At 53.4% G+C, this 20,018-nt stretch carries 17 protein-coding genes and 1 riboswitch; all 17 genes read right to left on the bottom strand.

The annotated features are described in order from the left end of the window. Nucleotides 1–10: 10 nt before the first annotated feature. Complete coding sequence (locus JFN88_RS07615; protein ID WP_199018728.1) at nucleotides 11–1,054, bottom strand: sugar kinase; 1,044 nt, start codon at nucleotides 1,052–1,054, stop codon at nucleotides 11–13. Further along, complete coding sequence (gene dagF, locus JFN88_RS07610) at nucleotides 1,047–1,808, bottom strand: 2-dehydro-3-deoxy-phosphogluconate aldolase (protein ID WP_199018727.1); 762 nt, start codon at nucleotides 1,806–1,808, stop codon at nucleotides 1,047–1,049. Before dagF ends, JFN88_RS07615 begins: the two co-directional genes overlap by 8 nt. Continuing rightward, on the bottom strand, nucleotides 1,809–2,915 hold the full coding sequence (locus JFN88_RS07605) for a DgaE family pyridoxal phosphate-dependent ammonia lyase (protein ID WP_199018726.1): 1,107 nt from the start codon (nucleotides 2,913–2,915) through the stop codon (nucleotides 1,809–1,811). Continuing rightward, nucleotides 2,893–3,951, bottom strand: coding sequence for an amidohydrolase/deacetylase family metallohydrolase (locus JFN88_RS07600; protein ID WP_199018744.1), 1,059 nt, complete (start codon nucleotides 3,949–3,951; stop codon nucleotides 2,893–2,895). The genes JFN88_RS07605 and JFN88_RS07600 overlap by 23 nt, the downstream gene beginning before the upstream one ends. 672 nt (nucleotides 3,952–4,623) lie before the next feature. Further along, complete coding sequence (purD, locus tag JFN88_RS07595; RefSeq protein WP_199018725.1) at nucleotides 4,624–5,904, bottom strand: phosphoribosylamine--glycine ligase; 1,281 nt, start codon at nucleotides 5,902–5,904, stop codon at nucleotides 4,624–4,626. A 230-nt stretch (nucleotides 5,905–6,134) separates the two neighbouring features. Further along, a complete protein-coding gene (purH, locus tag JFN88_RS07590) occupies nucleotides 6,135–7,682 on the bottom strand; it encodes a bifunctional phosphoribosylaminoimidazolecarboxamide formyltransferase/IMP cyclohydrolase (RefSeq protein ID WP_199018724.1) in 1,548 nt (515 codons plus the stop codon). Between the two features lie 208 nt (nucleotides 7,683–7,890). Next, entirely contained in the window at nucleotides 7,891–8,508 is a 618-nt protein-coding gene (gene purN, locus JFN88_RS07585; RefSeq protein WP_199018723.1) for a phosphoribosylglycinamide formyltransferase, read from the bottom strand. Next, nucleotides 8,508–9,551 (bottom strand): phosphoribosylformylglycinamidine cyclo-ligase, encoded by a 1,044-nt coding sequence (gene purM / locus JFN88_RS07580; protein WP_199018722.1) that lies wholly within the window; start codon nucleotides 9,549–9,551, stop codon nucleotides 8,508–8,510. The genes purN and purM overlap by 1 nt, the downstream gene beginning before the upstream one ends. A gap of 120 nt (nucleotides 9,552–9,671) precedes the next feature. Continuing rightward, complete coding sequence (gene purF, locus JFN88_RS07575; protein ID WP_199018721.1) at nucleotides 9,672–11,150, bottom strand: amidophosphoribosyltransferase; 1,479 nt, start codon at nucleotides 11,148–11,150, stop codon at nucleotides 9,672–9,674. Then, nucleotides 11,135–13,378 (bottom strand): phosphoribosylformylglycinamidine synthase subunit PurL, encoded by a 2,244-nt coding sequence (gene purL / locus JFN88_RS07570; protein ID WP_199018720.1) that lies wholly within the window; start codon nucleotides 13,376–13,378, stop codon nucleotides 11,135–11,137. Before purL ends, purF begins: the two co-directional genes overlap by 16 nt. Then, entirely contained in the window at nucleotides 13,356–14,051 is a 696-nt protein-coding gene (gene purQ / locus JFN88_RS07565; protein ID WP_199018719.1) for a phosphoribosylformylglycinamidine synthase subunit PurQ, read from the bottom strand. Before purQ ends, purL begins: the two co-directional genes overlap by 23 nt. A gap of 3 nt (nucleotides 14,052–14,054) precedes the next feature. Then, nucleotides 14,055–14,297, bottom strand: a complete 243-nt coding sequence (gene purS, locus JFN88_RS07560; RefSeq protein WP_199018718.1) for a phosphoribosylformylglycinamidine synthase subunit PurS — start codon at nucleotides 14,295–14,297, stop codon at nucleotides 14,055–14,057. A 129-nt stretch (nucleotides 14,298–14,426) separates the two neighbouring features. Next, nucleotides 14,427–15,326, bottom strand: a complete 900-nt coding sequence (locus JFN88_RS07555) for a phosphoribosylaminoimidazolesuccinocarboxamide synthase (RefSeq protein WP_379166274.1) — start codon at nucleotides 15,324–15,326, stop codon at nucleotides 14,427–14,429. Nucleotides 15,327–15,346: 20 nt separating this feature from the next. Beyond that, entirely contained in the window at nucleotides 15,347–16,642 is a 1,296-nt protein-coding gene (gene purB / locus JFN88_RS07550; protein WP_199018717.1) for an adenylosuccinate lyase, read from the bottom strand. A 6-nt stretch (nucleotides 16,643–16,648) separates the two neighbouring features. Continuing rightward, a complete protein-coding gene (gene purK / locus JFN88_RS07545; RefSeq protein WP_199018716.1) occupies nucleotides 16,649–17,824 on the bottom strand; it encodes a 5-(carboxyamino)imidazole ribonucleotide synthase in 1,176 nt (391 codons plus the stop codon). After that, nucleotides 17,821–18,306: a 5-(carboxyamino)imidazole ribonucleotide mutase gene (purE, locus tag JFN88_RS07540; RefSeq protein WP_199018715.1), complete on the bottom strand. Its 486-nt coding sequence runs from the start codon at nucleotides 18,304–18,306 to the stop codon at nucleotides 17,821–17,823. Before purE ends, purK begins: the two co-directional genes overlap by 4 nt. A gap of 271 nt (nucleotides 18,307–18,577) precedes the next feature. Then, nucleotides 18,578–18,679: riboswitch (purine riboswitch) on the bottom strand. Between the two features lie 187 nt (nucleotides 18,680–18,866). Further along, entirely contained in the window at nucleotides 18,867–19,955 is a 1,089-nt protein-coding gene (locus JFN88_RS07535) for a Gfo/Idh/MocA family protein (RefSeq protein WP_199018714.1), read from the bottom strand. Between the last annotated feature and the right edge of the window lie 63 nt (nucleotides 19,956–20,018).

Genomic DNA, 20,018 nt, shown 5'->3' with positions numbered 1-20,018 from the left:
TATCATCACACTACCTTTCAATATCGCGGGTTCGGCCCGACATGGCCTTTACTACATCAGCTTCCGAGGAAATCGGCGTATCGCCATGAACCGTATGAGCCAGCATCGCGGCGGCAGCTGCATATTCAACCGCATATTCCGATTCATACCCCAGCAACTGGGCGTGAATAATTCCGCTCGCGTAGGCATCGCCAGCTCCAACCCGGTCATAAACCGGGAACGTAAGCGGCATGGAGTAAGTGAATCCGCTGTCGCCAACCTCTCTGTCTGTCTCTGTCTCTGTCTTATAGATGTAGCCCGTCAATGTATGCGTATGATCCCCGTTAATTTGTCGGTGTGTTCCTGCAATCGTTCGAATGCCAAACTCCCTTGCAACCTGCGGAATCAAATGCTCCAACTGCGCTATTCGATCACATTCCTCCGTCTCCATGCCAAGCGTAAACATCGCATCTTTCTCGTTCATGAACACGATGTCCGCCGCTTGCAGCATGTCGATATAATGAGGTTTTGCTTGCGTGTAACCATCCGGCCCCCACAGGGAAGGACGATAATTGCAGTCGAAAATAATGATGCCGCCGCGTCGCTTCACCTCACTGGCTAGCCGCTTCATTTGAGTTCGCGCCAAATTATTCATGGCCAGCGTAATCCCGCATACATGCACAGCATCGAGTCCCTCGGCAATTCGGCTCCATGCTTCCTCCGGGTACGCCACCGTATTGAAGCTGCTGCCGAGACGGTCCGTATACGTAACCCTGCTGGGACGGGCGCCGAATCCATGCTCCAGGAAGTACTGGCCGACATATTTGCCGCCGCGCTGAATCCAGAGCGTGTGTAGACCAAGCTTGCGCAAGTAAGCCATAGCAGCTTCTCCGAGCGGATTATCCGGCAGCGTGCTGATGAGATAGGCTTCATGTCCGAACCGGGAAAGAGCCGACATGACGTTGACCCCGGTTCCCGAAAATGAATAATCCAGGCTGTTTCCCTGCGCCAGCGTGGAATAGCCCGGAACCTCCAGACGCATCATGACCTCTCCGAAAGCGGCTACCTTAAACATACCGGTCTACGAGAGCTTTCAGGCTGCTGTGCAGGGTGCGAACATCCTCAATTCTGGTTCGGCCTGTTGCCCCATCAATGATGGAGGAATACACATGCGGGATAACTTGAGGCACACCTGCGGCCAGCGCAATTTCCACGATCGGTTCGAAGTTGTCCAGATCAATGCCGCCTGTCGGCTCCAGTGCAAAGCCTTCCTCGCCGCAAGCCTTGGCAACAGCCCGATACTCCTCTTCCAGCTTGAGCCCTTGCATCGGAAAATATTTCAGCGCATTGCCGCCCATGTCGCGAACGAGCGCAATCGCTGCTTTAATCGGGATAATCGCTTTGTCGGCAACGCCCGCGCTGTGTACGCCCGTAGAGATATTCACATACCCCGCCTGGCCGGATGGCGATACAAGACTGTTAATCCAGCTATCCTTGCCCTGGCTTGCGAGATTGGCGCGTGTCGCCCCGACCACAGGAAAAATCTGATTAATATGATTGCCCGCATACGATTTGGCGATTTCCGCCACAACGGCTCCCTGCCTGTTGTCCCCTGCTCCGAGGCCGATAGATACGGCATCTTCAATCTCCCGTCCATAGGCCTGCATCGCCTCTGCTGCTGCCTCCGCATTCGGATAATCCTTGGACAGGATGCCGACGAGTACATGTCCTTCCGATGCCTCGAACACTTCCTTTGCATTATCAATACCATGTGCAAGTACGTTGAGCGCCGCTTTATTTTTGTACAAACGATTATAAATACCGGACATTTATTTGCTCCCCCTTATAATTTCTTCAATGCGATTCACAATGACCTGAAGATCGTCACCCTGCAAGGAGCGCGGATCAATATCAAAATACCCCTGACGCACGCCATAATCCCGGGTATAGACCGCAATTTGACCCTCACGAAGCTGATTATTCACCGCTTTGGCAGATACGCCAGCCGCCTGCTCATCAATACGGATGCGCCCGCGAAAGATTGCTCTTCCCGCCTCATCCTGCACAATACTGACATTCACGCCGGGGAGCTTCGCAAGTTGCTGGAGCGTTTCAAGAGCAGCCTTTTCCTGCTCGCTTTTGTCTTCTTTGACGATATACTCATCCAGAGCTTGCAGCAGTCCGAAGATCGTCTCTTTGCCAACCTTCATGCTTCTGCCGATGCCGTGAAGCTGCGTTTTTACCCAATCCACGTATGCAGCCTTGCCGCCGACGATACCGGATGTTGGTCCCTCAATCGCTTTCGAGCCGCTGTAGATAGCCAGATCGGAGCACTGCACATACTTCCGAACATCCTCCTCCGCCGCCGCATCGACGATCAGCGGGATGCCATGCTTTTGCGCAACCTCCCAGGCTTCTTCAACCTTAATCATGTTCTTCTGCACGCAATGATGAGACTGGACAAAGAGAATCGCGGCGGTACGTTCATTGATCGCCTCTTCGATATGCTCCTTGCGCCCTTCATTGGCATAACCGACCTCCACAATCTGCCCGCCTCCAAGCCATACCATTGTCTCTATGGGCGCTCCGTACTGAACGTTATGCCCCTTGAACAAAATGATCTCGTTCTTCTCGACCTTCTCCTGATGGAGCCGCAGGCTCGTGCGGCGATTGCCGCGCGTAACGGCTGCTGCTACGGTCAGCGCAATCCCGCTCGATGCGGAATTGACGACAACAGCCGCTTCCGACCCAAGGATACGGGCTACATATTGTCCGGACTTCTCCACCAGATCGGCCATTTCCACATACTGCTGACCACCGGTCCTCATGGCGTTCATGACCCCATCCGTCGGAGCCGACACACCAAGAATGCTCATTCTTCCACTTGAATTGACCACCCGTTTCAATCCGTATCTAGCATGCAATGAATGATCCATTTCGAACAACCCCCTTTGGTTGAATGATTCGCTCCGCTGTCCGCTTAGCGCCCTCTGAATCCATTAACACCTGTTCACCCTGCTCCACTGTAAAAACAGTCAAATCTGCTGGCGAACCAACCAGAATTTCGGCAAGTTCCGGCCTTCCGAGCCATGCCGCAGCGTTCACCGTAACAGCGCGAATGACCTCTCCCAGACTATAGCCCAAGTGCAGAAATTTCGTGAGAACCGCAGACATGCTGTATACAGGCCCATTCAGACGGTTCCCCCGATAAATATCCGTGCTGATTGTATGCAGTGGAATGCCAGCTAGCTTCGCCTTCTCCGCAATATGGAAGGAGAAACTAGCCGTTCCGTGGCCGACATCAAGATGAACGCCCCTTGCTATCGCGTCCAGCAGTTCCGGCAGCGGCTGGCCATCGGCGCCAAACACATTGTTCGGCTTACCGTTCAAATAATGGGTCACAATATCCCCCTGCTCCAGGAGACGAAGCACCTCCTGGATAGCCGGCGGCGCAGAGCCGATGTGAACCATCAGCGGCAGTCCCGCCCCTCCAGACAGCTTGCGCGCAATCTCGAGCGGCTCAATCCCCTGTTCCTTCACAACACTCCGGCTCATTCTCGCCTTCAAGCCCACGATAAATTCCGGGTATTGTCGGGTCGCTTGGCGCACAAGCGCTTCATCCAGCCACTCCAGCCGGGACAGCTCATCGACCCGTTCCAGACCGATTCGGGATATGTTCAGGAACGCCAGCAGCCTAGTATCCGAGTCCTTGCCTGCTTCATAAAGTTCGGCAATTCGGTCCGCCCCACAGCTTCCGGCATCCACGATTGTCGTCACGCCCTGTTTGATGCCGATCTCATCGATTTCATCCCCATAGGGATGAAGCTCGCTCATTGCATGCACATGCATATCGATCCAGCCGCTGGAGACATAGGTTTCGCTCCCTACGCCGTCCCATAGCGTATTTCCTTCTCCAATGCCTGCCGGGACAATTCCGCTAATCCGCTCCCCAGCGAATGTAATATCGACCATTGGCGCGTCGCCATCAGCCTGATCGCCAGCCTGATCGCCAACACGAACTATAGGTCCATCAGCAGCAACGCCTCCACCATGCAACAGCCGGACATTGCGCAGCACATTTTCCATAATTACTCCATTCCTCCTTTCTTGTTCTCGTGTAAATAAGGAGTTCACTAACATTCATGTCATGCAAGAAATACGGGAACAACAGCGATCCGAAGAACCCTTCATACGGAGGCCCTGCTCGACTTTGATTCGTTCAAGTTATATCGTACATTTCACTGCAATCAGCTTAACACATCTGACTTTTAAAATAAATATAACGTTATAATGTTTAATTAAATGATGTAACCTCTTTACAATTTGTAAGCTTAGAGTGGATTTTTCATGTTTTTTGTCCATCAAATAGTGGACATAGGGCATACCTTTTCCCAACCAGCCCTCACCCTATATATAGATATAACTATCGAAACCTCAACTATATATAGAACCTCTAATGAAGAGTAGCACGGACCTTTGTATACCCTCTGTGTCCACCATTTGACAGACAAAAAGGAGGCAATGTCCTCTCTTAAAGGACACACCTCCTCCACATTCCGGTCTATATAAGTTGGGCGAATAACTTTCGATTAAGACACGCCTTACGAAAGGTTCCAATGCCGACCGCTTCATTACGTTTGTTGATTAGCTTTGCAAGCCCTGCAACGCTTTAACGGCAATATCCGAACGGTAATGGACGCCATCGAAGTGAATGGAACGCGCAGCAGCATAAGCACGGTCACGCGCATCCGCTGTATCTGCGCCTACGCCTACGACACCAAGCACACGGCCGCCATTTGTTACGAACTGCCCATCCTTGGACGCCGTGCCTGCGTGGAAGATCAGTACGCCGTCCTTTGCTGCAGCCTCCTCCAGTCCAGAGATCGGAAGTCCCTTCGGATAGCTCGCAGGATAACCTTCGGATGCGAGAACGACGCATACTGCCGCCTCGTCGCTCCATTCGATCTCCAATTGATCCAGACAGCCGTTCAGTGCAGCGAGAATAATGTCGACCAGATCTGTCTTCAGACGCGGCAGTACGACCTGAGTTTCCGGATCGCCCATCCGTGAATTGAATTCAATGGTCTTCGGACCATCCTTCGTAATCATCAGACCGGCAAACAACACGCCGCGGAACGGACGTCCTTCGCTGACCATCGCTTTGGCAGTCGGCTTGATAATATGTTCAATCGCATCATCGACAATGGATTGCGGAATATGCGGCAGCGGCGTATACGTGCCCATACCGCCTGTATTCGGTCCTTTATCTCCATCAAATGCCGGCTTATGGTCCTGAGCCGGAACCATCGGGCGAACCGTTTCTCCGTCAACGAATGCCAGAATGGACATTTCCTGTCCTTCCAGAAACTCCTCAATGACAACTTGATCACCGGACGCTCCGAATATTTTGTTCACCATCATATCTTTCAGTGACTGTTGTGCCTCTTCCATTGTAAAAGCAACTGTCACCCCTTTGCCGGCAGCTAGTCCGTCCGCCTTGATGACAATCGGCAGCGCCTGTTCCGCCAAATAAGCGGAAGCCTCGGCATAATTCGTGAATGTCTCATATTTGGCTGTCGGAATATTGTACTTTTTGAGCAGCCCCTTCATGAAAATCTTGCTGCCTTCAATTTCCGCCGCATTCTTGCGCGGTCCAAAGACCGGAATGTTCTTGGCTTCAAAAGCATCGACGATACCTGCAGCCAGCGGATCATCCGGGCCGATAACGACAAGATCAATGGCATGATCAATCGAAAATTGAACCAGTTCATCGAATTTGTCCACTGCAATCGGGACACATTCTGCCAATTGGGCAATTCCCGCATTGCCCGGCGCGCAATAAATCTCCGATACTTTCTCGCTCTTCTTCAATGCCCATACGATAGCATGCTCACGGCCACCGCCGCCGACGACTAACAAACGCACGAATAATTTCCCCCTTGATAAGTAAATAAAATTGGCTTTCAAGTACAAAACAAGCACCCGGCTTCACGCCAACGATGCGAAGCTGGATGCGTTGTTTGCATTATTCATCCGGCTTATTTTTAAGCAGCTGTATGATTCATGCAATTGATTATTGATGTGGTTACAGGTTAACGGTGTGAAGGGCTAACCAGGTTAACCAGTTGCTCTCATCTCCGTGCCTATGTGCTGTATTAATGCTTGAAATGTCTTACGCCCGTAAGTACCATCGCAATGTTGTGCGCATTGGCTACCGCAATGGATTCCTCGTCACGAATGGAGCCGCCTGGCTGAATAACTGCTGTAATGCCCGCTTTGGCAGCCAACTCCAGCGTATCGCCCATCGGGAAGAATGCATCGGAAGCAAGAATCGCGCCTTTTGCCTTTTCACCAGCTTGCTCAATGGCAATGCGAGCCGCACCGACACGGTTCATTTGTCCTGCGCCTACGCCTACGGTCATGTTGTCAGCCGCCAGCAAGATCGCATTGGACTTCACATGCTTCACAACCTTCCATCCGAACAGCAACTGCTTTAGTTCTTCTTCAGTTGGCTGACGGTTGGTCACAACTTTCAGGTCCGCATCCGTGATGCTGTGCACATCGCTCTCCTGTACGAGCATACCGCCGTCTACGCTCGTTACGAGCCATTCCGGCTTGCGGTCTGCGGAGCTTGTCAACTCGCCAAGCTTGAGCAGTCGAATGTTCTTCTTCGCCGATAAAATCTCGAATGCTGCTGGCGTAAAGTCAGGCGCAATGATGATTTCCAGGAAAATCTCCTTGAGCAGCGATGCTGTTTCTTCATCAATCGTACGATTGGCAGCAACAATCCCGCCGAAGATCGATGTCGGATCGGCAGCGTAAGCTTTTTGATACGCTTCATGAATATCCTTGCCGATCCCGACGCCGCAAGGGTTCATATGCTTGACCGCAACAACCGCAGGCTCTGTGAACTCCTTGACAATGGAGAGCGCGGCGTTGGCATCATTGATGTTGTTGTAAGACAATTCCTTGCCGTGCAGTTGCTCGGCTGTCGTAATGTTGCCCTGTTCAGCAAGCGGCTTGCGGTAGAAGGCCGCCTTCTGATGCGGATTCTCGCCATAGCGCAAATCTTGCACCTTTTCGTAGGTTACGGTATAACGCTCAGGGAGCGGCTCGCCTGTCTGTTTGGACAGATAATCTGAAATCAGCGCATCATAGGCTCCGGTGTGGCGGAATACTTTTGCAGCCAGGCGCTTGCGCGTCTCCAGCGTAGTATCTTCTCCGGCACGGATTTCTTCAAGAACAGAAGCATAGTCCGCAGCATCAACAACAACGGTAACGAACGCATGGTTCTTCGCAGCAGAGCGCAGCATCGTTGGTCCGCCGATATCGATATTTTCGATGGCTTCCTCATAGGAAACGTCCGGCTTGGCAATCGTCTGTTGGAAAGGATACAGATTCACGATAACGAGATCGATGTAGTCCAGACCAAGCTCCTTCATGGATTGCTGATGCTCCTCATTATCGCGAACAGCCAGCAAACCGCTGTGTACAGCCGGATGCAAGGTTTTAACGCGACCGTCCATAATTTCAGGGAAGCCTGTCACATCGGAGATTCCGATTACCGGCACGCCTTCCTTCTCCAGAAGTGTAGCTGTTCCGCCTGTGGAAATAATCTCTACACCGAGCTTGGACAATTCGCGCGAAAATTCTACAATGCCTGTTTTGTCCGATACACTAATTAACGCTCTTTTGATAGCCAACGCTTGTCACCCTCCTGATATGGATAAAATTTTCACCGTACATTGACGTACATATTGCAGGCTGCCGTGAAGCTGCCATAAAAGTTCCCGTATGCTATGGGCACAGAAAGAATGGTTGCGTGCCATAACGGTTCTCCTGCCCATGACATTCCGTGCCTGGTGCTGCAAAGCCAACGACTTGTGGTAGAGTCGGTGGGTCGGTTGCTTACTATTGCAAGGGCGACAGCTTCACCTTGCGTCCGTCCAATTGTACCCGTCCATGTGCAATCTGCTGCACAACCCATGGAAGCAGCGCTTGCTCCGCCGCGTGAATTCGCGGGGCAAGCGTTTCTTCCGCATCATCATCCGCCACTTCAACCGCGCGCTGGGCAATGATCGGGCCGCTGTCCAGGCCGCCATCTACATAGTGCACGGTGACGCCTGTCATTTTTACGCCATACTCCAGTGCTTGCCCGATACCGTTCACCCCAGGGAAAGCCGGGAGCAGCGACGGGTGAATATTAATCATGCGTCCGTAATACGGCTCGACCAGGACAGGGGTAAGAATCCGCATATAGCCCGCCAGCACGATCAACTCGATGCCGCGGCGCTCAAGCTCCGCGAGAATTTCCGTCTCATAGGCTTCGCGGGAAGCATACTCCTTCGGCTTGAACAGCCATGCTGCAATCCCGGCACGCTCCGCCCGCTCGACGACCGCGGCCTGCGGCTTGTCACAAACAAGAAGCTCGATGGAGCCATCGAGCCGTCCTTCCTTTACCGAATCGACCAGAGCTTGAAAGTTCGTTCCCTGCCCTGACGCAAATACGGCGATTTTCAAACCCGCCATCAGACTTCCGCCCCCGTAAAGGTGACAACGCGGCTGCCCTCCGTAATGGTACCGATCCGGTAAGCCTGCTCGCCAAGCTCACCTGCAATACGAAGCGCTTCCTCTGCCTGATCCGCCGGCACGACAACGACCATTCCTACACCCATGTTGAACGTGGTGAACATGTCGCGGTTCGTGATCGCGCCCTTCTCCTGCATCAGCTGGAAGATGGGCTGGATCGGCCAGGAGCCGTATTCAATATGAGCGTTCACGCCTTCCGGCAGCACGCGCGGAATATTCTCGATGAAGCCGCCCCCAGTAATATGAGCCATACCCTTCACCTTGATTTTCTCGATCAGCGCCAGTACCGGCTTCACATACAGCTTGGTCGGCTCGATCAGCACATCGCCCAGACGCTTGCCATCAAGCTCAGGCAGCTCATCCGTCAGCGCATAACCGCACTTCTCAAGCAGAAGCTTGCGCACAAGCGAGAAGCCGTTGCTGTGAATGCCGCTGGAAGCAAGACCGATCAGCACATCGCCCGGAGCGATCGTTTTGCCGTCGATAATTTTCTTCTTGTCGACAACACCAACTGTAAATCCGCCGATATCGTATTCTTCCTCGCTGTACATGCCCGGCATCTCAGCAGTTTCACCGCCAATAAGCGCGCAGCCGGATTGAACGCAGCCGTCGGCGATGCCTTTGACAATCGCTTCGATCTTCTCCGGCACAACTTTGCCGCAAGCCAGATAATCGAGGAAGAAGAGCGGCTCCGCCCCTTGTACGACAATATCGTTCACACACATGGCAACCGCATCAATACCGATGGTGTCATGCTTGTCCATGGCGAACGCCAGCATAAGCTTCGTGCCGACGCCGTCTGTGCCCGATACGAGTACAGGCTCCTCATACTTGTCTTTGTTCAGTCCGAATAAGCCGCCAAATCCGCCCAAATCCGTCAGAACTTCCGGACGAAATGTCTTCTTCACGTGCTTTTTCATGCGCTCGACCGCTTCATTGCCCGCGGCAATGTCCACCCCGGCCTGCTTGTATGCTTCAGCCACTCGATTCAACTCCCTATCAAGATTGAAATTCCACGTACACTGTTCATTTATTTTCAGACGGGCTTTGATTGAAGAATCGACCATATTTAGCTTGTTCCAGACACTAAGATGGCAGCAGTCTCAACAACTGCAGCTTTTCTCCGATTCCGCATCAATCACTGTCGGATAGTCATTGTCGAAGCAGGCCAGGCACATGCCGCGATTGAATTCTCCGTCATTGCCGCCTACCGATTCAATAAAGCCTTCCTTGCTGATAAACGCCAGAGAGTCCGCATTAATGATATTGCAAATCTCCTCAACCGTCTTCTCCGAAGCAATAAGCTCCTTGCGGTCAGGCGTGTCAATTCCGTAGTAGCACGGGTTGGCAAACGGCGGCGAAGTAATGCGCACATGCACCTCGGTCGCTCCCGCTTCACGCAGCATGTTCACAATGCGCCGGGAGGTCGTGCCGCGTACAATAGAGTCGTCAATCATAACTACCCGCTTGCCTTCAACGACTTTGCGCACCGCGCTTAGTTTCATCTTGACGCCTTTCTCACGCAATTCCTGCGAAGGCTGGATGAAGGTCCGTCCGGTATATTTATTTTTGATCAATCCAAGCTCATACGGGATGCCCGTCTGCTCGGCGTAGCCGATCGCTGCGGAAATACTGGAATCCGGCACCCCGGTAACCACATCCGCATCCACAAAGGATTCCATCGCCATCTGGTAGCCCATCCGCTTGCGCGCGGAATGGAGGTTAATGCCGTTAATATCCGAATCCGGGCGTGCAAAATAAATGTACTCCATGGAGCAAATAGCGCGGCGCTCCATAACTGTATAATGGTCCTCGATCATGCCGGCGCTGTCCAGAACCAGCATTTCGCCCGGCTGCACATCACGCTCATAGACCGCCCCTACGGTCTCGAGTGCACAGGTCTCAGAAGCGAATACATAACCGTCGCCAAGACGCCCCATACAAAGCGGGCGCAGACCATTCGGGTCCGAGGCGACGATCAGCTTGTCATTGGTCATGATCAGGAAGGCAAAGCCGCCGATGATCCGCTGCAATGCTTCCTTCGTCGCGGTTACGAAGTCTTTCGACGAACGCGCAATCAGATGCGCGATAACTTCCGTATCGCTCGTTGTCTGGAAGATGGAGCCTTGCATCTCCAGCTCATGCCGGATTTCCGGAGCATTGACGATATTGCCGTTGGTTGCAACTGCGAGATCGCCGTCTCTGTATTTGAAGATCAGAGGCTGTGCGTTCGCCAATTTGCTGGAGCCGGATGTCGAATAACGCACATGGCCGATCGCTCGGTCGCCAGTCAACTCATCAAGCTGGGACTGCGGAAAGACTTCCTTGACCAGTCCCATGCCTCGGTGATAGTGAAAGCCCTTGGTTGCGGAATCCACGGTCGCGATCCCGCAGCTTTCCTCGCCGCGGTGTTGAAGGGCATGAAGGCCGTAATAGGCAAGCGCGGAAGCATCGGGGTAACCGAATACCCCGAATACGCCGCACTCCTCTCTCAGCTTGTCGAAAATATCATCCCTGCCGATTCCTTCGTTATAATGATCGCCTGTCCACAGCTTGGGAGGCTGTCTTAATTCATCAGACATGGAATCGCATCCTTCCAGACCTTCTCCAATTGTTCAACCGGAGCTTGTACTGCCGGCTGTCCGTTCACTTGAATGTTCAGTTCTGTTCCTTTTACGATACCGATTTCAGCGCTTACAACGCCTTGCTCTGCCAGCCATTTATTCAGCGTTTCTGCCTGCTCGGGTTTGGCCGTCAGCAAAATACGCGATTGGCTCTCACTAAATAATGCGATATCTGGGCGCAAGTCGCTTTGTACATTTACTTGCGCACCCAACTTGCCGCTAATAGCGGATTCAGCCAGTGCAGCTGCCAGTCCGCCCTCAGAAAGGTCATGCGCAGAAGCAACATACCCTTTTTGAATCGCGCCAAGCACAGCGTCCAGCAGCTTCTTCTCTCCCGCCAAATCAAGCGTCGGAGGACGTCCCTCAGTCACACCATGCACGACATATTGCAGCTCACTGCCGCCCAGCTCTGCCTTGGTGTTTCCAACGAGAATAATACGGTCGCCTTCGGACTTGAAGCTTTGCGTTGTAATATGGTCGACATCATGCACAAGACCAACCATGCCGACTACAGGTGTCGGATAGATTGCGCCTTTGGCATTTTCGTTGTACAAGCTGACATTTCCGCCGATAACCGGGGTGTCCAGCTCACGGCAAGCTTCTGCCATACCGTCAACTGATTTCTCAATCTGCCAGAACACTTCAGGCTTCTCCGGGTTGCCGAAGTTCAGGTTGTCTGTAATCGCCAGCGGCTCTGCGCCGGAGCATACGATATTGCGCGCAGCTTCGGCTACAGCAATTCGTCCGCCCACCTCAGGGTCCAGGTACACATAGCGTCCGTTACAATCTGTGGTCATCGCCAGCGCCTTGCGAGTACCGTGGATGGTCACAACCGCAGCGTCCGATCCCGGCTGTACAGCCGTGCTGGTGCGAACCATATAGTCATACTGGTTGTAAACCCATTCCTTGCTTGCCACTGTTGGAGAAGCAAGCACCTGCTTCAGCGCACCCGTCAGGTCTTTCACCTCAGGGTAAGCTGCCGTGTCGATCTTCGCATTTTCACCGTAGTAAGCAGGCTCCTTGCTAGGCTTGTCGTATACCGGACACTCATCAACGAGCGCAGTTACCGGCATATCCGCCACTTGCTCGCCTTGGTGGAACAGACGCAAACGTCCGTCATCCGTTACTTTGCCGACCTTCGCGCAAATAATGCCCCAACGCTCGAAAATCTCGCGCGCTTGCGCCTCATCCTTCGGTTCAACCACGAACAGCATGCGCTCCTGGGACTCGGACAGCATCATCTCATAAGGGGTCATGCCTTCTTCGCGTTGCGGTACTTCGTCCAGATACAGCTCCAGGCCGTTGCCTGCCTTGGAAGCCATCTCCGCGCTGGAGCATGTCAAACCTGCCGCTCCCATATCCTGAATACCAAGCACGATGCCTGTATCAATCAGTTCGAGACAAGCTTCCATAACGAGCTTCTCCATGAACGGGTCGCCTACTTGTACGGCAGGGCGTTTTGCTTCGGATTCTTCTGTCAGTTCCTCCGAGGCAAAGGTTGCGCCGTGAATACCGTCGCGTCCAGTTGCTGGACCTACATAAAATACCGGGTTGCCTACCCCTTTCGCTACGCCGCGTTGGATTTTATCATGATCGATCAGACCGACGCACATCGCGTTAACAAGCGGATTGCCTTCATAGCTCTCATCGAACATCACCTCTCCGGCGACAGTCGGAATCCCGATACAGTTGCCGTAGCCTGCAATCCCGCTGACTACATGCTCGAACAGATAGCGCACGCGCTCATTTTGAAGACGGCCAAAACGCAAGCTGTTCAACAGCGCTACAGGACGCGCGCCCATGGAGAAGATATCGCGGATAATGCCGCCTACCCCGGTTGCTGCACCCTGATAAGGCTCGATTGCCGACGGGTGGTTATGGGATTCAATTTTGAAAACAACGGCCTGATTGTCGCCGATATCTACAATACCTGCGCCCTCGCCTGGACCCATCAGCACTTTCGGTCCGCTGGTCGGGAAGCGTCTCAGAACGTTTTTGGAGTTTTTGTAGGAGCAGTGCTCCGACCACATTACGCTGAATACCCCAATCTCCGTATAGTTTGGCTGGCGGCCAAGAAAACCGCAGATCAGTTCATATTCATTGTCCGTTACGCCCATTTGCTTGTAGATTTGCTGATCGGCAATCTGCTCCGGCGTCGGTTCCTTAGCTGTTAATTGCTGCGCCATGTTGTTCCCTCCATGCATTCAAAATCGATGTAAACATCCGTTTGCCATCCTCGGAGCCGAGCAATTGATCCACTGCGCGCTCCGGATGCGGCATCATGCCGACTACATTTCCCTGCTTGTTGCTTACGCCCGCAATATCTTCAACCGAACCGTTCGGATTGGCGCCCGCTGCATAGCGGAACACAATCTGATTATTCGCTTTCAGTTCAGCCAGTGTCGCGTCATCACAATAGTAGTTGCCTTCGCCGTGTGCGATTGGGATATTGATGCTTTCGCCAAGCGCATACTGGTTTGTGAAAGCTGTGTTGTTGCTGACCACTTCCAGCTCAGTGGCATGGCAGCGGAATTTCATGCCGTTGTTGCGCAGCAATGCGCCCGGGAGCAGGCCAGCTTCGGTGAGGATTTGGAAACCGTTGCAGATGCCCAGCACATATTTGCCAGCGTCAGCCGCTTTGCGCACCTCATTCATAACCGGTGCAAAACGCGCGATCGCGCCGCAGCGCAGATAGTCGCCGTAGGAGAAGCCACCCGGTACGAGAATGCAATCATAGTCCGATAAATCTGTTGCTGTATGCCATACGTAATCAACCTTCTGGCCGATCGTATCTTCTACCGCCTTATAGCAGTCGATATCACAGTTCGAGCCTGGGAATACGATTACTGCAAACTTCATTGATTAGCCCTCCAATTCAAAGCGGTAATCTTCAATGACCGTATTCGCAAGCAGCTTCTCGCACATAGCTGTCAGGCGTGTTTCCGCTTCGGAACGGTCTGTGGTGTCCAGTTCAAGCTCCAGATATTTGCCGACGCGAACCTTGCCGACTTCTGCAAAGCCCATGGTATGCAAAGCTCCTTGTACTGCGCTTCCTTGAGGGTCCAATACATTTTGCTTTATCGTGACATATACGGTTGCTTTCATCGCTTTGTTACTCCTCCTAGAAATGAGAGATGACTGATAATTTATTTGTTAAACTATTTATCTTATAAACGAACGATCAGGCCAAACGTAATATCGTTGGCACGCCGCCTTTACCAGGGGTACCGGAAGCTAGTTTCCGGTCAGCCGCTTGTAAATATCCAGATAACGGCGTGTTGTTTCGGCAACAACCTGCTCAGGCAGCGGAGCCGGCGGACCGCTCTGGTCCCAATCCGAGTTCAGCAGATACGTGCGCACAGGTTCCTTGTCCATGCTGTCGATCTCGGTGTCCAACTCGTACTTGTCTTGCGCCCAGAAGCGCGAGGAATCCGGGGTGAAAATTTCGTCGATCACGATAACCTCGCCGTCAATGAGACCAAATTCGAATTTGCAGTCCGCAAGGATGATACCCTGCTTCTCGCAATGTGCATGAGCGAATTCATACAGGCGGATACTGCGGTCGCGCAGGTCCTCCGCCAGTTCAGCGCCGATCATCTCCTGCATGCGGGAGAACGGAATGTCCTCGTCATGGCCCACATCGTTCTTCGCCGCCGGCGTGAAGAGCGGTTTTGCAAAGCGTTCGTTCTTGCGCAGGCCGGCCGGCAGCTCGATGCCATTGATCGCGGACGTTTTTACATATTGTCTCCAGCCGCCTCCCGTGATATAGCCCCGCACGACGCATTCGATATCAATTCGCTCCGCCTTGCGCGTCACCATAATTCTGTCCCGCAGCAGGTCAGGGCGTGTAACTACATCGCCAAGCTTATCCACATCGGTATGCACCACATGGTTGTTCATAATGTCCGCCGTCTGTTCAAACCAGTAGGCGCTCAGCCGGTTCAGCACGTTGCCCTTGTTCGGGACCGCAGGCTCCAGCACATAGTCAAAAGCGGAAATCCGGTCTGTTACCACAATCAGAAAATGCTCGCCCAGATCATAAAGCTCGCGCACTTTCCCTTTGTACAGCAGGGGAGCCTTGACATAAGGCTGTGCGGTCGCGATGGCCTCGCTGTTCATTGCGCTTGTTGCCATTAGGATGCCGCTCCTCTCTCTTAGTTCAAGCCAAGACGTTCAAAAATCGTGTTTACATGCTTCAGATGCCATGCCGGATTGAAGCAGTCGGCAATTTCGTCGGCAGACAGCACCTCGGTAATTTCCGGCGTCGACTCGACAATATCACGGAACTGGCGCTGTTCTTCCCAAGCTTGCATCGCGCGGGGTTGCACGGTGTCGTAAGCCTGCTCGCGGCTGAAGCCCTTGTCGATCAGCTTCGTCAATACGCGGCCGGAGAACGGCACGCCGTACGTTGCTTGCATGTTGCGCTTCATATTCTCAGGGAATACAGTCAGGTTCTTGATAATATTGCCCAGACGATTCAGCATGTAATTCAGCAGCATCGTCGCATCCGGCAAAATAACGCGCTCTACCGAGGAGTGGCTGATGTCGCGTTCATGCCAGAGCGGTACGTTCTCATAAGCAGATACCATATGACCGCGGATTACGCGGGCCAGGCCGGAAATGTTCTCGCTGCCGATCGGGTTGCGCTTGTGCGGCATTGCCGATGAGCCTTTTTGCCCCTTGGCGAATGCTTCTTCAACCTCGCGGAACTCACTCTTTTGAAGCGCGCGGATTTCGGTTGCGAATTTGTCCAGGGAAGTCGCGATGAGCGCCAAAGTCGCCATATACTCGGCATGGCGGTCACGCTGCAGCGTCTGGGTCGAGATTGGAGCCGGCTTCGTGCCCAGCTTGCGGCATACAAATTCTTCAACGAACGGATCAATGTTCGCGTAGGTGCCTACCGCACCGGAGATTTTGCCGTATTGCACGCCGTCCGCCGCATGGTGGAAGCGCTCCAGGTTCCGTTTCATCTCTTCATACCAAAGCGCCAGCTTCAAGCCAAACGTAGTCGGTTCGGCATGTACGCCATGCGTCCGTCCCATCATTGGCGTATCTTTGTAAGCTCTCGCCTTGTCGCGCAAAATTTCGATGAACTGCTCGATGTCACGCAGCAAAATTTCATTTGCCTGACGCAGCAGGTAGCCGTTCGCCGTATCCACAACGTCCGTGGAGGTCAAGCCGTAATGCACCCATTTGCGCTCCGGACCTACAGTCTCGGATACTGCACGGGTGAAGGCAATGACATCATGGCGGGTCTCCTGCTCAATTTCATAAATCCGGTCGATATCGAAGGTTGCTTTGCTGCGCAGCGCTTCAACATCTTCCTTCGGAATAACACCCAGTTCTACCCACGCTTCACATGCGCACAGTTCAACTTCCAGCCATGCCTTGAACTTGTTCTCTTCGGTCCAGATCGCTCTCATTTCCGGTCTGCTATAACGTTCCAACATATGTGTTTACGCCCTCCATATATTTGTTTCGTCGATCCACGCCAGCGCCTGATCTACGGATGCTGCCAATACATTGACATGCCCCATCTTGCGCTTTGCCTTCGCCTCGCTCTTGCCGTACAAATGCAGTTTCGGTGCAACACCGCGCTTTACAGCGGCCTCATCTGCCTTGGCGAACCGTTCGATTACCGGCTCGACATGCTCTCCCAGCACATTCACCATCACGACTGGCGTCATCAGGGAAGTATCGCCGAGCGGCAAGCTGCAGATCGCCCTTACATGCTGCTCGAACTGCGAGGTGCGGCAAGCTTCCATCGTATAATGCCCGCTGTTGTGCGGACGCGGCGCCAACTCATTCACGTACAACTCGCCGCTTGCAGTCAGGAACATCTCCACTGCAATCAATCCGACTGCGCCCAGCCCTTCGGCGATCTTCATCGCGAGCTCTCTCGCCCGCTCGGCTATGTCCTCCGAAATGCGCGCCGGGACAATGGACAGATGCAGAATATTATCCACATGAATATTTTCCGCTACCGGGAACGTCTTGATCTCTCCCAGCGAGCTGCGGGCTGCGATGACGGACAATTCCTTGTCAAAGCGGATGAACTGCTCAAGCACCAGCTGAGCGCCGGAGCGGCTCAGTTCCGCATAGGCCGGAGCAATATCCGCCTCACTGCGCAGTACCCATTGCCCTTTGCCGTCGTACCCGCCGGTCGCGGTCTTGAGCACGCTCGGCAGACCCAGCCGCTCTGCCGCTTCCCGCAATTCCTGCTCGCTGCCGATCTCGGCATACGGAGCAACCTGCACGCCTGCCGCCTCAATTGCGCGCTTCTCGCGCAAACGATGCTGTGTCGTGTGCAAAAGCTGGCTGCCCTGCGGCACATAGGATTCCTCCATTAACATTGCCGCTACGCCGGAATCGACGTTCTCGAATTCATACGTAATTACATCGGCCCGTTTGGCCAGTTCCCTTGCCGCTTCACGATCGTCATAAGCCGCAACAATCTGGCCAGCTACCTGACCGCATGGCGCATCCTGCACCGGCTCCAGCGCGACAAAGCGATACCCCATATTGCTGCCGGCCAAAGCCATCATTCGACCAAGCTGACCGCCGCCTAGAATGCCAATCGTAGCCCCTGGGCGAATGATCTTCGTCTCAGCCTGCTTCGCATTTTGCGTCATAACGTGTCACTGCTTTCCAGCACAGCCTGCTTCGTCTGCTCGCGACGGGCAATCACGCGCGCCTGAACCTCAGGATCGAACGCGCCAAGAATCTGCGCTGCCAGTAGTCCGGCATTGGAGCCGCCTGCATTGCCGATCGCAACTGTCGCAACCGGGATGCCTGCCGGCATCTGCACAATCGAGAGCAGGGAATCGATGCCGTTCAGATTCGAGGATTTGACGGGAACGCCAATAACCGGTAGAGCCGTCTTCGCAGCGACCATACCGGGCAAATGCGCGGCGCCGCCTGCTCCCGCGATGATCACCTTCAATCCGCGTTCGGCAGCCGTTTCCGCATATTCAAACATCAAGTCCGGCGTCCGATGCGCCGATACAACCTTTTTCTCATAGCTGATTCCCAATTCGTCCAGAACGTCACAGGCTAACTTCATTGTATCCCAATCTGACTTGCTGCCCATGATGACGCCGACTTTCGGAGACATGTCATAACCCACTTTCCATTTAAAGTATAGGATAAGCGCGAACGGCCGCTTCACTCAAATGCCACAGCAGCGAACATTTCGCGGAAGAAAAATAAGAATGTTCGGCGATTTACCAAGCTTTCATCTTAGTTTTCACAATAAAAATCCTCATTAAAACAGAAAAACCCAGTCGTTGTGCTGTTACCCGAACTGCACGGACTGAGGGACAAAACAAGCAATGAGAAGGAACACAAGGAAAGAAAGCACAAGGCTGCCCCTGAAAGAGACAACCTGTTCCTTATACATTGCTCGTAGTCCGAAAATTTAAGGTTCTCGGGTAGAAACTTTCGGGCCATATCCCCAAATTTATACGAGTATCCAAATATCGACGGCAATCGGGGCTCATACTCCCTGCCCCTGCACACGCAAAATAACCTCTTTTAGTTTAGCAATCCTTACAAGGCTTGTCAACGCCAAAACACGAACATTCCAATTATTTTCGAATTGAAAGTTCGTGTTTAAAACAAACTCCCGTCCAGTGGACGGGAGCATATATGACATATTCATCTTTTTCCCAGTTATCAGGGTGCTAATGGGGACATAGGAGCCGGACGCTGGCAGCTGCTTTGCATCACATAATGGCGTCCTTCGGAAGATGCATCATGGAAACCGTGCATCGCCTCCAGCACATGGTAAGCCATCTCTCCATTGGCGCGGTGCTGTCCGCCTTCACGGATGGCGCGGGCCATGTCGGCAACGCCAATGCCGCGGTTATTGTCTGTATAGCCATGAGTCAGCGGGATTTCCTCCCACTCGTGGCTCCCTGCCCGGCGCAGTCTCACCGTGCCGCCGAAGCCGTTTGGATCGGGAACGAGCAGCGTGCCCGCGCTGCCGTGAATCTCGATATTCGGCAACGAGGTTCCCGCGATTGCGTCGAAGCTTGTAATGAGCGTGCCAACCGCGCCGCTCTCGAAGTCGAGGACACCCGCCAGATGAGTCGGCGTTTCCACCTTGACCTTTTGTCCGCGCTTCGGCTCGCTCGTAATCGTCCGCTCTGGATAGGAGATGACCGCTGAGCCGGTCACGCGGCGAATCGGGCCGAGCAGGGCTACAAATGCGGTCAGATAGTACGGTCCCATGTCGAACATTGGCCCGCCGCCAACCTGATAATAGAAAGCGGGGTCCGGGTGCCAGCCCTCATGACCTCCGCACAGCATAAATCCGCTCGCGGATATCGGCGTGCCGATGGCTCCGTCATCGATAAGCTTGCGGCAAGTCTGAATGCCGCCGCCGAGGAATGTCTCCGGCGCGCCTGCCAGACGCACTCCTTTGCTGCGGGCGGTCTCCAACATTTTCAGCCCTTCTTCTCGGGTAACAGCCAGCGGCTTCTCCACATAGACATGCTTGCCTGCCTCAAGCGCCTGAATCGATACAGACGCATGAGCCTGCGGGATTGTCAAATTGACGACAATCTCCACCACCGGGTCCGCGATCAGATCTTCGACCGAGTACGCCTTCGGGATACCAAACTCGGCTGCCCGCGCCTCTGCGCGGCTGACGTCCAGGTCCGCACAGGCATAGACTTCAACCTCATCGTATTTTTGCAGATTCTCAAAATAGATTCTGCTAATATTGCCACATCCGATAATGCCTACCTTCATTTTTCCCATCTCGTATCTTCCGTCCCTCTCCAAAGAAATATTATGAACTGAACGTTATCCGAAGCTGCTGCG

This window comes from Paenibacillus roseus, assembly GCF_016424485.1.
Lineage (GTDB): Bacteria > Bacillota > Bacilli > Paenibacillales > Paenibacillaceae > Paenibacillus_D > Paenibacillus_D roseus.
Note: the sequence above shows the minus strand (reverse complement) of the source record. Positions and strands in the feature narration are given on the sequence as shown.

Coding starts and splice junctions, on each gene's coding strand:
- JFN88_RS07615 (WP_199018728.1), bottom strand. CDS start 1,054: ATGTTTAAGGTAGCCGCTTTCGGAGAGGTCATGATGCGTCTGGAGGTT.
- dagF (WP_199018727.1), bottom strand. CDS start 1,808: ATGTCCGGTATTTATAATCGTTTGTACAAAAATAAAGCGGCGCTCAAC.
- JFN88_RS07605 (WP_199018726.1), bottom strand. CDS start 2,915: ATGGATCATTCATTGCATGCTAGATACGGATTGAAACGGGTGGTCAAT.
- JFN88_RS07600 (WP_199018744.1), bottom strand. CDS start 3,951: ATGGTCGATATTACATTCGCTGGGGAGCGGATTAGCGGAATTGTCCCG.
- purN (WP_199018723.1), bottom strand. CDS start 8,508: ATGGCGGGTTTGAAAATCGCCGTATTTGCGTCAGGGCAGGGAACGAAC.
- purF (WP_199018721.1), bottom strand. CDS start 11,150: ATGTCTGATGAATTAAGACAGCCTCCCAAGCTGTGGACAGGCGATCAT.
- purL (WP_199018720.1), bottom strand. CDS start 13,378: ATGGCGCAGCAATTAACAGCTAAGGAACCGACGCCGGAGCAGATTGCC.
- purQ (WP_199018719.1), bottom strand. CDS start 14,051: ATGAAGTTTGCAGTAATCGTATTCCCAGGCTCGAACTGTGATATCGAC.
- purS (WP_199018718.1), bottom strand. CDS start 14,297: ATGAAAGCAACCGTATATGTCACGATAAAGCAAAATGTATTGGACCCT.
- JFN88_RS07555 (WP_379166274.1), bottom strand. CDS start 15,326: ATGGCAACAAGCGCAATGAACAGCGAGGCCATCGCGACCGCACAGCCT.
- purB (WP_199018717.1), bottom strand. CDS start 16,642: ATGTTGGAACGTTATAGCAGACCGGAAATGAGAGCGATCTGGACCGAA.
- purK (WP_199018716.1), bottom strand. CDS start 17,824: ATGACGCAAAATGCGAAGCAGGCTGAGACGAAGATCATTCGCCCAGGG.
- purE (WP_199018715.1), bottom strand. CDS start 18,306: ATGTCTCCGAAAGTCGGCGTCATCATGGGCAGCAAGTCAGATTGGGAT.
- JFN88_RS07535 (WP_199018714.1), bottom strand. CDS start 19,955: ATGGGAAAAATGAAGGTAGGCATTATCGGATGTGGCAATATTAGCAGA.